General features: G+C 62.8%; 12 protein-coding genes. 8 read left to right on the top strand and 4 right to left on the bottom strand.

Going from position 1 to position 13,506, the window contains the following annotated elements; all coding sequences use genetic code 11:
- Positions 1–5: 5 nt before the first annotated feature.
- Genes PYR71_RS02750 through PYR71_RS02765 form a run of 4 tightly spaced genes read left to right on the top strand, consistent with a single transcriptional unit; the run spans position 6 to position 3,299 of the window.
- Positions 6–1,172, top strand: a complete 1,167-nt coding sequence (locus PYR71_RS02750) for an ABC transporter permease (protein ID WP_275618128.1) — start codon at positions 6–8, stop codon at positions 1,170–1,172.
- Positions 1,169–2,113, top strand: a complete 945-nt coding sequence (locus PYR71_RS02755) for an ABC transporter ATP-binding protein (RefSeq protein WP_183914295.1) — start codon at positions 1,169–1,171, stop codon at positions 2,111–2,113. The genes PYR71_RS02750 and PYR71_RS02755 overlap by 4 nt, the downstream gene beginning before the upstream one ends.
- Positions 2,110–2,859 (top strand): ABC transporter permease, encoded by a 750-nt coding sequence (locus PYR71_RS02760; RefSeq protein WP_183914293.1) that lies wholly within the window; start codon positions 2,110–2,112, stop codon positions 2,857–2,859. Before PYR71_RS02755 ends, PYR71_RS02760 begins: the two co-directional genes overlap by 4 nt.
- A gap of 44 nt (positions 2,860–2,903) precedes the next feature.
- A complete protein-coding gene (locus PYR71_RS02765) occupies positions 2,904–3,299 on the top strand; it encodes a VOC family protein (protein WP_275618129.1) in 396 nt (131 codons plus the stop codon).
- Positions 3,300–3,511: 212 nt separating this feature from the next.
- Here PYR71_RS02765 and PYR71_RS02770 read toward each other — a convergent pair whose 3' ends face one another.
- Positions 3,512–3,904: a PRC-barrel domain-containing protein gene (locus tag PYR71_RS02770; protein ID WP_096762952.1), complete on the bottom strand. Its 393-nt coding sequence runs from the start codon at positions 3,902–3,904 to the stop codon at positions 3,512–3,514.
- A gap of 249 nt (positions 3,905–4,153) precedes the next feature.
- Between PYR71_RS02770 and PYR71_RS02775 the strand changes: the two genes are divergently transcribed.
- The 3 genes from PYR71_RS02775 to otsA all read left to right on the top strand — a co-directional run bounded on the left by PYR71_RS02775 (position 4,154) and on the right by otsA (position 9,544).
- Positions 4,154–5,854: a long-chain fatty acid--CoA ligase gene (locus PYR71_RS02775; RefSeq protein WP_275618130.1), complete on the top strand. Its 1,701-nt coding sequence runs from the start codon at positions 4,154–4,156 to the stop codon at positions 5,852–5,854.
- Positions 5,855–5,993: 139 nt separating this feature from the next.
- Positions 5,994–7,619 (top strand): glucose-6-phosphate isomerase, encoded by a 1,626-nt coding sequence (gene pgi / locus PYR71_RS02780; RefSeq protein ID WP_106797071.1) that lies wholly within the window; start codon positions 5,994–5,996, stop codon positions 7,617–7,619.
- 518 nt (positions 7,620–8,137) lie between these two features.
- The gene (gene otsA / locus PYR71_RS02785; protein WP_275618131.1) at positions 8,138–9,544 is read left to right on the top strand and encodes an alpha,alpha-trehalose-phosphate synthase (UDP-forming); all 1,407 of its coding nucleotides are present in this window, start codon (positions 8,138–8,140) and stop codon (positions 9,542–9,544) included.
- Between the two features lie 253 nt (positions 9,545–9,797).
- Here the strand turns inward: otsA and PYR71_RS02790 are convergent, their stop codons facing one another.
- Positions 9,798–10,724: a carbohydrate kinase family protein gene (locus PYR71_RS02790; RefSeq protein ID WP_275618132.1), complete on the bottom strand. Its 927-nt coding sequence runs from the start codon at positions 10,722–10,724 to the stop codon at positions 9,798–9,800.
- A 63-nt stretch (positions 10,725–10,787) separates the two neighbouring features.
- A complete protein-coding gene (locus tag PYR71_RS02795; RefSeq protein ID WP_275618133.1) occupies positions 10,788–11,477 on the bottom strand; it encodes an orotate phosphoribosyltransferase in 690 nt (229 codons plus the stop codon).
- Positions 11,478–11,574: 97 nt separating this feature from the next.
- Here PYR71_RS02795 and PYR71_RS02800 point away from each other — a divergent pair, with 97 nt between their 5' ends.
- Entirely contained in the window at positions 11,575–12,057 is a 483-nt protein-coding gene (locus PYR71_RS02800; RefSeq protein ID WP_275618134.1) for an anthrone oxygenase family protein, read from the top strand.
- Between the two features lie 147 nt (positions 12,058–12,204).
- Here PYR71_RS02800 and PYR71_RS02805 read toward each other — a convergent pair whose 3' ends face one another.
- Positions 12,205–13,383: a GGDEF domain-containing protein gene (locus tag PYR71_RS02805; protein ID WP_183914283.1), complete on the bottom strand. Its 1,179-nt coding sequence runs from the start codon at positions 13,381–13,383 to the stop codon at positions 12,205–12,207.
- Positions 13,384–13,506 lie beyond the last annotated feature (123 nt).

Consider the following 13,506-nt stretch of genomic DNA (forward strand, 5'->3'; position numbering starts at 1 on the left):
GATCGATGGACGAAACCTCAGCGGTCCGCAGGCTGGACCGGCTCGGCGTGGTTCTGGTGGCCGGCGGCATTGTGGCCACAGCACTGATGCCCTTCATCTACGTCAAGGCGAACCGCATCGCCGCCGGCAAGCCGATGCTGCTGGCCCAGCTCTTTCCCCAGCCTTCCGTCTTCATCCTGACCGCCCTCCTCATTCTCACGGCCTTCGCCACGCTGTTTATCCGCAACGCCTTGGCGCGGCTTGTCATAGCGACACTCTGCCTTGCCACGCTGGTCGTTGCGATCGGTCTCGTCTCGAGCGCGGCGACGCCGCCCGGCAGCACCGTGGCGCGCATGACGCCGGGCGGCGGCTTCTGGGTGCTGTTCGCGGTGATCGGGCTCGTCATCTCCGATGCGCTGGTCAAGATAAGACTGGCGCCGTGGATGCGGGTCGCGGCACTTGCGGCCTATACGGCGCTGCTCTTCATCTCGCTCGCCTCCGGCCTGCTCGACAGCCTGTCGATCATGAAGGAATATTCGACGCGGGCGCCGCAATTCGAGACGGAAGCAATCTCGCATCTGCTGCTGGCGCTCGGCTCGCTTGCCATCGCCATCATTCTCGGCCTGCCGCTCGGGATCCTCTGCTTCTGGGTGCCACGGCTGCGCGCCATCGTGCTGCAGGGCTTGAGCCTCATCCAGACGATCCCAAGCCTTGCGCTTTTCGGCCTGCTGATGCTGCCGCTCGGCTATCTCGCCACGCATGTGCCGCTGGCCGCTGCTGCCGGCATTCGCGGCATCGGCACGGCGCCGGCGCTGATCGCGCTAGTGCTCTATTCGCTGCTGCCGATCGTCGCCAACACCGTCGCCGGCCTGCAGGGCGTCGATCCCTCGGTGCGGGACGCCGCAGCCGGCATGGGGCTGACGCGCCGGCAGATCCTTGTTGGTATCGACATGCCGCTTGCCTTTCCGGTGATCCTCACCGGCATCCGCATCGTGCTGGTGCAGGCGATCGGCATGGTGACGATCGCCGCTTTGATCGGCGGCGGCGGCTTCGGCATCTTCATCTTCCAGGGGCTCGGCCAGACCGCCATGGATCTCGTCCTGCTCGGCGCCGTGCCGACCGTCTTCTTCGCTTTCTCATCGGCCGTCATCCTCGATGCGGTCATCGACAGCATCCGGGGGCCTGCCGCATGAGCATGATCGAGGTCCGCAACGTCACCAAGCGCTATGGCGCCGCCACCGTCGTCGACAATGTCTCGATAGAGGTCGAGAAGGGTTCGATCACCGTCGTCGTCGGCACCTCCGGCTCCGGCAAATCGACGCTGATGCGGATGATCAACCGGCTGGTGCCTATCACCGAAGGCGAGATCTTCGTCGGCGGCCAGAATGTCATGGACGTCGAGGTGACCGAACTTCGCCGCCGGATCGGCTATGCCATCCAGGGGCACGGCCTGTTTCCGCACCGCACCGTGGCGCAGAATATCGCCACCGTGCCGCAGCTGCTCGAATGGGATTCGACGCGAATCGCAGCGCGCGTCGAGGAACTGCTTGGGCTATTCAACCTCGATCCGGCGACTTTCGCCGACAAATATCCGCACCAGCTGTCCGGCGGCCAGCAGCAGCGCGTCGGGGTCGCCCGGGCGCTGGCGGCCGAACCGGAGCTGCTGTTGATGGACGAACCCTTCGGCGCCCTCGATCCGGTCATCCGCGGCAAGGCGCAGGACGACCTCCTGGCGATCCAGAAGCAGTTCGGCACCACCATCATCCTCGTCACCCACGACATGGACGAGGCCTTCCATCTCGGCAATCAGATCGCGGTGATGAGCCAGGGCCGCTTGCTGCAATGCTCGACGCCCGAAAAGATCCTCACCGATCCGGCCGATCCCTTCGTCCAGCAACTGACCGGCACCTCCGACCGGGCACTAAAGCTGATGTCGCTGCTGCCGCTGAAGGAGAGCATGGAGCCGACCAAAGGCGGGCTTGCCTATGCCCTGCCGCAGTCGTTGAGCCTCCGCGACGCGCTCGCCGAAATGATCTGGCAGGGGGTCGATGAAGCGGCGGTGCAGGATGGCGACAAGGCCGCTGTCGGATCGATCTCGATGAGCCGGCTGCTCCAACTGGGCCGCAAGGCATGAAACTCGTCGTCGCCAATCTCTTCCGCCTGGCGGCGCTCGCCCTCCTGCTGATCTTGCTGTTCAGGACGGAGTGGCTTTCCTTCCTGCTGACGCCGCTGACCAGCAACAATGCGCCCGCCGTCTATACGCAGAACAGCCTTGTCTCGCTTGCGCTCGGGCATCTGCAGCTGGTCATCGGATCGATCGCCTGCAGCGCCGTGCTCGCCGTTCTCGGCGGCATCTTCGTCACCCGCGACAGCGGGGCCGACTTTCTGCCGCTGTCGCGCGCCATCGCCAATGCCGGGCAGACCTTTCCGCCGGTCGCTGTGCTGGCGCTGGCCGTTCCCGCCACCGGCTTCGGCGCCATGCCAACGCTGATCGCGCTGTTTCTTTATGGCCTCTTGCCGATCTTCGAAAACACCGTCGCCGGTCTCAAGCAGGTGTCGCCGCAGGTGCTCGATGCCGCCGACGGTATGGGCATGAGCGCCACGCAGCGGCTGTTGCGCGTCGAGTTGCCGCTTGCCCTGCCGCTGATTCTCGAGGGGCTGAAGGTTGCGACCGTGATCAATATCGGCACAGCGACGATCGGCTCGACGGTGGCGGCAAAGGGTCTCGGCGAGGTGATCATCGCCGGGCTGATCTCGGACAATACCGCCTTCATCCTGCAGGGCGGGCTGATCGTCGGCCTGATGGCGGTGCTGATTTATGACGCCATGGGTCTCGTCGAAGCGGCGATCACGCGAAGAATCGGCTTGCGCGCGGCGTAAGGGGACCGCTACCACAGGCGTGACCGAAAGAATGGGAGGCAGAATTGGCGAAGATGATCCACTCCATGATCCGCGTTCTCGACGAGGCGCGTTCGGTCGACTTCTATCGCAAGGCTTTTGGCCTTTCGGTCGCCGATCGCGTCGATTTCGAAACCTTCACGCTGATTTATCTGAGCAATGCCGAGACCGGCTTCGAACTGGAGCTGACGGTCAACAAGGGTCGGACCGAACCCTACGCTCTTGGCAATGCCTATGGCCATCTCGCCGTCTCGGTCGACGAGGTTGCGGTGGAACGCGAACGCATGCTGAAACTCGGGCTGAAACCGGGCGAGCTGGTCGAGCTCAATCGCGACGGCAGGCTCTTCGGCCTGTTCTTTTTCGTCAGCGATCCCGACGGCTACAAGATCGAAGTGCTGCAGCGCCACGGGCGGTTTCTCTAGCCAGGAAATAACATGATTGCGGCTACGTTCGGCCAATGATCTTGTCGCGCGTTGGTGATTGAGGCGGCCGCAGCCTCCTCCCTCTCCTCCCCTCGGGGAGAAGAGGGATGCCGCGACCTTCCGGTTCCTCGCCACCCTGTAAGATATGTCCAGCACACACCAAAAGGCCCCGCGTCGCACGGGGCCCTTCCAGTTCGGCCTATCGGACGGGATTACATCCAGTAAGGCGGCACGCCATAGTAGTCATAGACCCGGCGGCCATTATCGTTGTACCAGGTGTCGTCATCGTCCGAATAGCTCGGGGCGCCTTCGATCTGCTCCTTGGTCAGGTCGATGCGATAGCCGTCCAGCTGGGTGTCGTAGTTCAGCTTTTCCCAGGGGAGCGGATAGTGATCGTCACCGATGCCCAGGAAGCCGCCGAAGCTCAGCACGGCATAGGCAACGCGGCCATCGAGCTTGCCGATGATCAGGCGTTCGATCGAGCCGATATGCCTGCCGTCCGGGCCATAGACGCGGGTGCCTTCGACGCGGTCGCTGGCGATCAGTGATGGCGTATCCTTCACATTCGGGTCGCGGCGGGTGGCGTCGGTTTCCTCGTTCAACATTGTGCACCTCCTTTGGTGTTTCCTCATGGTGAGTATGCAGAATCAACGTCACGACCGACTCAAAGTTCCCGATCGAGCCATCCGCAAATGTTGATGTTTACGTCAAAGTTAGTGTAGCGTCATTCAACTTGAACCGTTCAGGCGATGGCATAAGCTGCCGGACAGGAAGATGGAGGATGCTTCCGGTCAATTGCGGGCCAGCCGACAGCGGCGCACCGGCGCGGCGGCCGCAAGGGAGAGAGAGACACGATGACCAGCATTTCCGTCCATCCGAACGGAGCAAAAGCCGACAAGCCCTGGCTTGCCACCTATCCCGATATGGTTCCGGCCGAACTCCCGCCGCTGGAACATGCCTCGCTTGCCGAACTCTTGGAAAAATCCTGCGCCCGTTACGCCGATCGCACGGTTTTTTCCAGCATGGGCAAGGCGATGAGCTACCGCGAGCTGGACGACCAGACGCGCAAGGTCGCCGCCTGGCTGCAGAGCATCGGCCTCGACAAGGGCGACCGCGTCGCCGTGATGATGCCGAACGTCTTGCAGAACCCGGTCGCGACCTACGCCATCCTCAGAGCCGGCTTCGTCGTCGTCAACGTCAACCCGCTCTATACGCCGCGTGAACTCGAACACCAGCTGCGCGATTCCGGGGCCAAGGCGATCTTCGTCCTGGAGAATTTCGCCCGCACGGTCGAGCAGGTCCTGAACAAGACCGATCTGCGCCACGTCGTCGTCACCTCGCTTGGGGAGATGCTTGGCCCAAAAGGGCTGATCGTCAATTTCGTCGTGCGCAAGGTGAAGAAGCTCGTTCCCTCCTGGTCGATCCCGCAGCACAAGAGCTTCAGCCAGGTGCTGCGCGAAGGCGCGAAAAAGAGCCTTCAGCCGGTGGCGCTTACCGGCGGCGACGTCGCCTTCCTGCAATATACCGGCGGCACGACAGGCATTGCCAAGGGCGCGGTGCTGACGCATCAGAACCTGCTCGCCAACAAGCTGCAGCTATCGCTCTGGCTGCGCTCGGCCTTCGAGCGCAAGAAACAGCCCGAAGTGCTGAATTTCCTTTGCGCCCTGCCGCTATATCACATCTTCGCGCTGACGGTGAATTCGCTGATGGGCATGTCGCTCGGCGCCCACAACATCCTGATCGCCAATCCGCGCGACATTTCCGGCCTCGTCAAGGAGTTCGAAAAGTCTGATATCCATATCTTCCCGGGCCTCAACACGCTGTTCAACGCACTGCTGAACAATGCCGATTTCGCCAAGCTCGACTTCTCCTCGCTGATCATGTCGCTCGGCGGCGGCATGGCCGTCCAGCGCCCGGTCGCCGAACGCTGGCTGAAGATGACCGGCACGGCAATTACCGAGGGTTACGGCCTTTCCGAGACCTCGCCTGTCGCCACCGCCAACCGCTTCGATTCGATCGAGTTTACCGGCTCGATCGGCCTGCCGCTGCCCTCCACCGATCTCGACATCCGCGACGAGGAGGGCCTTCCGCTGCCGCTCGGCGAAATCGGCGAGATCTGCATCCGCGGGCCGCAGGTGATGGCCGGCTATTGGCAGAAGCCGGAGGAAACGGCGCGGGTGATGACGGCCGACGGCTATTTCCGCTCCGGCGACATGGGGTTCATGGACGAACGCGGCTATACCAAGATCGTCGATCGCAAGAAGGACATGATCCTCGTTTCCGGCTTCAACGTCTATCCGAACGAGATCGAGGAGGTTGCCGCCATGCATGCCGGCATCCTCGAAGCCGCCGCGATCGGCGTGCCGGACGGGCATTCGGGCGAAGCGGTCAAACTCTTCGTCGTCAGGAAGGATCCGAACCTGACGGAGGCGGAGGTGAAGGCCCATTGCACCGCCAATCTCACCAATTACAAGCGCCCGCGCTTCATCGAATTCCGCACCGAGCTGCCGAAGTCGCCGGTCGGCAAGATCCTGCGCAAGGATCTGCGCGACTGAATTTGACAAGCTCATGAAATTTAACGCCATCCGCTTGCCGCGGGTGGCTTTTTTGTTTCGGGAGCGATGGCTGAACTTGATTTGCGGGCGATAAAGCGAATAGTTTCCGCAACCTTTCCGCCTCCAAAGGAGCCTCCCCATGAACGCCATCGTCGAACAGCTGAAAAGCACGGCCGCCACCACCAAGGCGACCGATCTCCGGGCCGCCTTCGCCGCCGACGCGCAGCGCTTTTCCCGCTTCTCCGTCGCACTCGACGATCTGCTGATGGATTTTTCAAAGACGGCGGTGAATGACGAGATCCTGAAGCTGCTGGTCAAGCTCGCCGAAGAAGGCGGTGTCGAGAAGAAGCGCGATGAGATGTTCTCCGGCAAGGCGATCAACTTCACCGAGGAGCGCGCCGTCCTGCACACGGCCTTGCGCAACCGTTCGAACACGCCGGTCCTGGTCGACGGCAAGGACGTCATGCCCGATGTCAACGCGGTGCTCGCCGCCATGGGCAAGTTCGCCGACGAGATCCGCTCCGGCGCACTGAAGGGCGCGACCGGCAAGGCGATCACCGACGTCGTCAATATCGGCATCGGCGGTTCGGATCTCGGCCCCGTCATGGCGACGCTGGCGCTTGCCCCCTTCCATGACGGCCCGCGCGCCCACTTCGTATCCAATATCGACGGCGCCCATATTGCCGATATCCTGAAGCTGGTTCAGCCGGAAACGACGCTGTTCATCGTCGCCTCGAAGACCTTCACCACCGTCGAGACGATGACCAATGCGCAGACGGCGCGCAATTTCATCGCCAAGTCGCTCGGCGAAGCCGCCGTCCAGCATCACTTCGCCGCCGTCTCGACGGCGCTCGACAAGGTTGCCGCCTTCGGCATCGACAGCGCCCGCGTCTTCGGCTTCTGGGACTGGGTCGGCGGCCGCTACTCGATCTGGTCGGCAATCGGCCTGCCGCTGATGATCGCGATCGGCCCTGAAAATTTCGGCAAGTTCCTCGACGGCGCCCATGCCGTCGACAATCATTTCCGTCAGGCGCCGATTGCCGAAAATCTGCCGATGCTGCTCGGCCTGATCGGCTTCTACCACCGCAATGTGTTGGGTTATCCCACCCGCGCCATTCTGCCCTACGACCAGCGCCTGTCGCGCTTCCCGGCCTATCTGCAGCAGCTCGACATGGAATCGAACGGCAAGGGCGTCACCGTCGACGGCACGCCGGTCGAGGGCAATTCCGGCCCGGTCGTCTGGGGCGAACCGGGCACCAACGGCCAGCACGCCTTCTATCAGCTCATCCATCAAGGCACGAGCATCATCCCGGCCGAGTTCATGATCGCCGCCAATGCCTTCGAGCCGGAGCTCCGCCACCAACACCAGCTGCTGATCTCCAACGTTCTCGCCCAGTCGGAAGCGTTGATGAAGGGCCGCACCTTCGCGGAAGCCAAGAAGCAGCTGACCGACAAGGGCATGGACGACAAGAAGGCCGATTTCATCGCTCCGCACCGCGTCTTCCAGGGCAACCGGCCGTCGATCACCTTCGTCTACGACAAGCTGACCCCTTACGCGCTCGGCCGGCTGATCGCGCTTTACGAACATCGCGTCTTCGTCGAGGGCGTGCTCTTCCGCATCAACTCCTTCGACCAGTGGGGCGTCGAGCTCGGCAAGGAACTGGCGACGGGCCTGCTGCCTGTTGTCGAGGGCAAGGAGAGCGCGGCAGGCCATGATTCCTCGACGCAAGGGCTGGTCGCAGCGCTGGCGAAACTCGCAAAATAGCGATCGAGGGGCGGCGCGCCGCCGCCCCTTAGCTCTCGAGGCAGGGCAACTGTCCCTGCCCGATCTTCCGGCGGCCTGCCTGTGTCGATAGAGGGCGCTCCGGCAGGCTGCGACCGGCGCGCCATTGACCGGCCGACGCCGCGATCGGCGCAAAACATCATCATTGCCGAAACGAACTTCAACTCGTCTGGTGCGTCCCTGCCGCACCACGGGCTCGTCGTGCGGAACCGGATGAAACGTTCTTCTAATGCAAAATTGTAGAAGGAATTCTTCCATTCCGGCGGAATCGCCCTAGATTCAAGCAAATTCTGTGCAATGGGTATTTCCGACGACATGGCCTATCAAGCCCGGAACGACGCTCCGTTCCATTGTTCCCGCCGGCCTATACGGCGGCCCCTCGTCTGGATGGCCCGTTCGATGTCTGTGCCTGCCCTGCATCGCCCCCGTCACATTCAGACGGTTCTCCAGGACGCTCGTCACATCGCGTTTTCATGTTCTATCTCAACTGAAGGAAGCTTATGAGCCGTCTTATCGTCGTTTCCAATCGTGTTCCCGTGCCGAGCAAGGATGGCGGTGCTGCTGCCGGCGGCCTGGCCGTCGCGCTGCAGGCAGCCCTGCTGGAGCGTGGCGGCATCTGGATGGGGTGGTCGGGAGAGTCGAGCGGCGACAGGGAACCGGGCGCGCTGTCGCTGCAGCAGAAGGGCAACATCACCTTTGCCCTGACCGACCTCACCGACACCGACGTCGAGGAATATTATCGCGGCTTTGCAAACCGCGTTCTCTGGCCGATCTGCCACTACCGCCTGGATCTTGCCGAATACGGCCGGAAGGAAATGGCCGGCTATTTCCGCGTCAACCGCTTCTTCGCGCACCGGCTGGCGCCGTTGATCGAGCCGGACGACATTATCTGGGTTCATGATTACCACCTCATTCCGCTGGCCGCCGAATTGCGCCAGATGGGATTGAAGAATCGGATCGGCTTTTTCCTGCACATTCCCTGGCCGCCGGCCGATATTCTCGTCACCATGCCGGTCCACGAAGAGATCATGCGTGGGCTCTCGCATTACGATCTCGTCGGCTTCCAGACGGACTATGATCTCCAGAATTTCGCCGGTTATCTCAGAAGAGAGGGCATTGGCGACGACCTCGGCAACGGATTATTCGATTCGCATGGACGGATCTTCAAGGCCGGCGCCTATCCGATCGGCATCGAGACCGCGGCCTTCGCAGAATTCGCCGAGAAGGCGGCAAACAACGTGATGGTCCAGAAGACCCGACGCAGCATCGAAGGACGGGAGATGATCATCGGGGTCGATCGGCTCGATTATTCGAAGGGAATCATTCAGCGGCTGGAAGCCTTCGAGCGCTTCATCAGCAACAATCCGGCCTACCAGAACAAGGTGACCTTTCTGCAGGTCACGCCGAAATCCCGATCGGAAGTTCCCGAATACGAGCATATGCAGAAAATGGTCGCCGAACAGGCCGGCCGCGTCAACGGCGCCGTCGGAACGGTCGACTGGGTACCGATCCGCTATGTCAACCGATCGATCAGCCGCAACGTGCTCGCCGGGCTTTTCCGGCTGGCGACGATCGGGCTCGTCACCCCGTTGCGCGACGGCATGAATCTCGTCGCCAAGGAATATGTCGCCGCCCAGGATCCGGATCGCCCCGGTATCTTGGTGCTGTCACGCTTTGCCGGCGCCGCACGGGAGCTGAAGGGGGCGCTGTTGGTCAATCCCTACGATGTCGAAGGCACCGCCAATGCGATTGCCCGCGGGCTCGCAATGTCACTTGAGGAGCGCCGCGACCGCTGGAGCAGGATGATGGAACATCTGCTCTCGCACGACGTCTCGCTGTGGTGCAAAGATTTCCTGCGGGACCTGGTGGCTGTTCCGAGCTCCGACCGGAGCGGGGCGCAGGGATAGTCGTCGAAGGCGCGCGGGCGGGCCATGTTTCCTGGACGCAAGAGCTGGTTGCGGCGCTTGGCGAAGTAAGCGTTAAAAATGCCCCTCACCCTAACCCTCTCCCCGTAAACGGGGAGAGGGGACGTGCCCGACGAGACGTTGACGAGAGACAGAGAGGCTGCCGCATATCCCCTTCGCCCCGCAAGCGGGGAGAAGGTGCCGGCAGGCGGATGAGGGGCCGGAGCTCACGGCTGGGGCCGACGCTGGCCTGTTCCTAAAGTCCGATCTCATGCGCCCAGGGCGGATTGGCGCCGGCGCGGGAGACGGTGACGGCGGCGGCTTTGGCGCCGAGCGTCAGGGCATTGCGCACCGCCTGTTCGTCGAGCGAAGCGACCCGTGCCTTGGTCAGCAGGCCATCCCTCTTCAGCGACGCGAGCACGCCGGCGTCGAAGGTATCGCCGGCGCCGACCGTGTCGACGACGGCAACGCGCTCGCTCGGCACCGTCACCTTTCGGTCCCTGGTATAGCCGGAAGCGCCTTCGGCGCCCTTCGTGATGACGACGAGCTTGGCGCCTTGGGCGAGCCAGTGGGCGGCGAGCGTATCGTGGTCGCCCGAAAGACCGAACCAGTCGAGGTCCTCGTCGGAGAATTTGACGATGTCGGATTTGGCCGCCATGCGCTTGATGCGGGCCATATGCGCCGGCTTGTCCTTGATGAAGCCGGGGCGGATATTGGGATCGAGCGAGATGACGCGCTTTTCGGCTTCACGGTCGAGCAGCGCCTCGTAGGTTTCACCGCAGGGGCTCGGGATCAGGCTGATCGCACCGAAATGCAGCGCTTCGCAATCATCGCCGAGGACGGGCAGGTCGGCCTCGGTGATCATCCGGCCGGCCGTACCCTCGTCGTAGAAGGCATAGGTCGCCTGGCCGTTGACGAGCTTGACGAAGGCGATGGTCGAGGGGCGCGGGGTGATGGCGCAGGGGCTGTAATCGACATTGGCGGCCTTCAGCGTCGCAAGCAGGATTTCGCCCATCATGTCGTCGGCAATGCCGGTGAAGAAGGCGGTCGGGATGCCGAGGCGGCCGAGCGCGATCGCGGTGTTGAAGATCGCGCCGCCGGCATAGGGGGCAAAGCCCTTTTCGCCAAGGGTTGTGTCCCTCGGCAGCATGTCGATCAAGGCTTCGCCGCAGCACAAAATCATCGGATTCCTCCCAAAAGGACTTACGCGTTCTTCAATCGAATTAAGCGAGCTTTTGTCAAAAGGCTAGAGCGAAAGCTCACTGACGCCACCATTCCTTCCCGACCAGGCGAGCGGCGCATCGAGGAAGGCCTCGACTTCTCCGAGCGTCTTGCCATCGAACAGCTGCTGCGCCTTGGCGACGGCCAGGACATTGCGCCAGGTGGCGATATGATGCAGCTTCACCTTGCCCTCGGTAAAGCGCTGTTGGCCGAAAATGTCATAGAAGAACAGCGCGATGCCGTGATCAACGACGCCGCCGGCGGCGCGGACCGCGTCGATGAACTTGAACATGCTGCCGCCGGCCGTCGTCAGGTCCTCGATGACGAGCACGCGCGAGCCTTCCGGCATATTGCCTTCGATCTGGGCATTGCGGCCATGGCCCTTCGGCTGTTTGCGGACATAGATCATCGGCAGGCCGAGGCGGTCGGCGAGCAGGGCGGCGAACGGGATGCCGGCGGTCTCGCCGCCGGCGATGCAGTCGAACTGCTCGAAACCGGCATCGCGCAGGAGCGTGCTGGCGGCGAAATCCATGACCGTCGAACGGATGCGCGGATAGGAGAGCAGCTTGCGGCAATCGATATAGACCGGGCTCGCCATGCCGGAGGAGAGCTTGTAAGGCTGAGCGGCATTGAAATGCACCGCCTTGATCTCCCAGAGCATCTTGGCCACCAGTTCGGCCATCAGGGCGCGGTCGGGAAATGTGGTCTGGATCATGCGGCTCTCCTTCGGCTTTGCGTCTCCGGCAATAGCAGCAAGAGCCCTCGGTTTCCAGACGCAAGGCGCGCCTGACTGCAAGAGAAGGAACTTCGGCATGCAGATCATCCTCGTCCTTTCCCTGACGGCCGCCGCAATCGGCAGCGGCCTCATCGCCGGCATCTTCTTCGCCTTTTCGGCATTCATCATGACGGCCTTCGCGCGCCTGCCGGCGGAACAGGGCATCGCCGCGATGAACTCGATCAACATCACGATCATCCGCTCGCCGTTCATGGCGCTGTTCGCGCCGACGGCGATCCTCTGCCTCGTCATATCAGTGCTGGCGGTGATCAACTGGCGCGGCGGAGCATCCATGTTGATGCTGGCCGGCGCCGCCCTCTATCTCCTGGCTTCTTTCGTCTCGACCATCATCTTCAATGTGCCGATGAACGATGCGCTGGAGAAGGTGAGCGGCAGCGGGCCGCAAGCGGCCAAGCTCTGGGCGACCTATCTTAGGGACTGGACGTGGTGGAACCATGTGCGGACGCTTGCATCGCTTCTCACCTCGATCGCCTTTGTGCGGGCGCTGATGATGGTTTGAGAGGCAAGCGCCGATATCCGAGAGAGCCCGATCACCTGGGACCTTGCCGTTGTGCTGTGACGCGACCAGACGCCAGTCGCCGGGCGTGTCTGCGCATGGTCTGCGCCGGATAGATTGAGGAAACTCGGCCGCCGGCTGAGTCCGGGATCAAGACGCCGTGCGAGATGCCTCGAGGGGCACCGCCTGCAGGTGGCCGGCCAGCTCGACGCGATTGCGGCCGCCGCGTTTAGCGGCGTAAAGCGCCTTGTCGGCGGCGCTCAGCATGGCATCGAAATCGAGCGGCGTCGAGCGGCCGGGCGCCACCCCGACGCTGACCGTGCATTTCAGCACTTCGCCGTCGATCGGAATTTCGCGCGCCTCGAAGGCCCGGCGGATTCGCTCAGCCGTCAGTTCAGCCCGGCCGGGCATGATCTCCTTCAGCACCAGCGCAAATTCTTCGCCCCCGAGCCGGGCGGCGGTGTCGCCGGGGCGGCAATGGGCGGTCAGTTCGTCGGCGAAGACAGTGATCACGCGGTCGCCGGCGGCATGACCGTAACGGTCGTTGACGGATTTGAAATGGTCGATATCGAAGACGATGACGGCGGTGGTCGTTCCCATCGGGCGCGTGCCGTATTCGTCGAAGACGGCGCGTCGGTTGAGCAGCCCGGTCAGCGGATCAGTGATCGCCTCCAGACGATGGCGGGCGGCAAGCCGCCATTGATGCAGCGCCAGCGACAGCGCGCCGATCCCCGTCATGCCGGCGATGCAAATGGCGAGGCTCAGATCCTCGGCCCAGTTGCTAGGCGCCTTGCCGAGCACCAGCTTGCCGTCGGAAACGAGAACCGCGGCGCAGAGCAGGAAGGAGATCGCCGTCAGCGTATAGAGCGCGGCAATACCGAGGAGCGGCGCCGGCGCTTCGGCGCGAGCAAGCCAATATTGCCGGGCGGTGGCGAAGAGCAACAGGGCGATGGCGAGATTGTCGGCAATGAAGGCGAGGCCGTCATAGCCTGACAGCATCGGCAGGATCGAGGCGGCAATCGCCGCCAGAGCCCGGATCGCGATGGCGGCATTCGACACATGGCCAGTGAGGAACTGTTTCCCCGCGCCCCATATCGTGGCAAAGCCGGCATGGAACAGCACGAAGCTGCCAATAGCGAAGAGAGCTTCCGGTCGGTTGACGTAGGCGCTGTAGACAAAAATCCCGCTGACGACGAGGACGAGGCCGATGGTGGCGGTGAGCAGCACGGTTTCGGCCCGGCGCACCAGCCAGCTGCCCATCAAGGTCACGGCAAGACAGGCCGCGGAGACGCCGAGCGCCAGCAAGAGGGAGTTGTAGTCAAGCGTCATGCTTCTTCAGTCTCCGCAGCGGTTGTCGCGCCAGATGATCGGCAGACTGGGGTTCCGCGCGGAGAATGTCTTATGCATCCGTTAACAAATGATGCATCGCACAATGAAAATGCTATGCGCCTA

The organism is Rhizobium mulingense (assembly GCF_029194105.1).
GTDB classification, from domain to species: Bacteria; Pseudomonadota; Alphaproteobacteria; order Rhizobiales; family Rhizobiaceae; genus Rhizobium; species Rhizobium mulingense.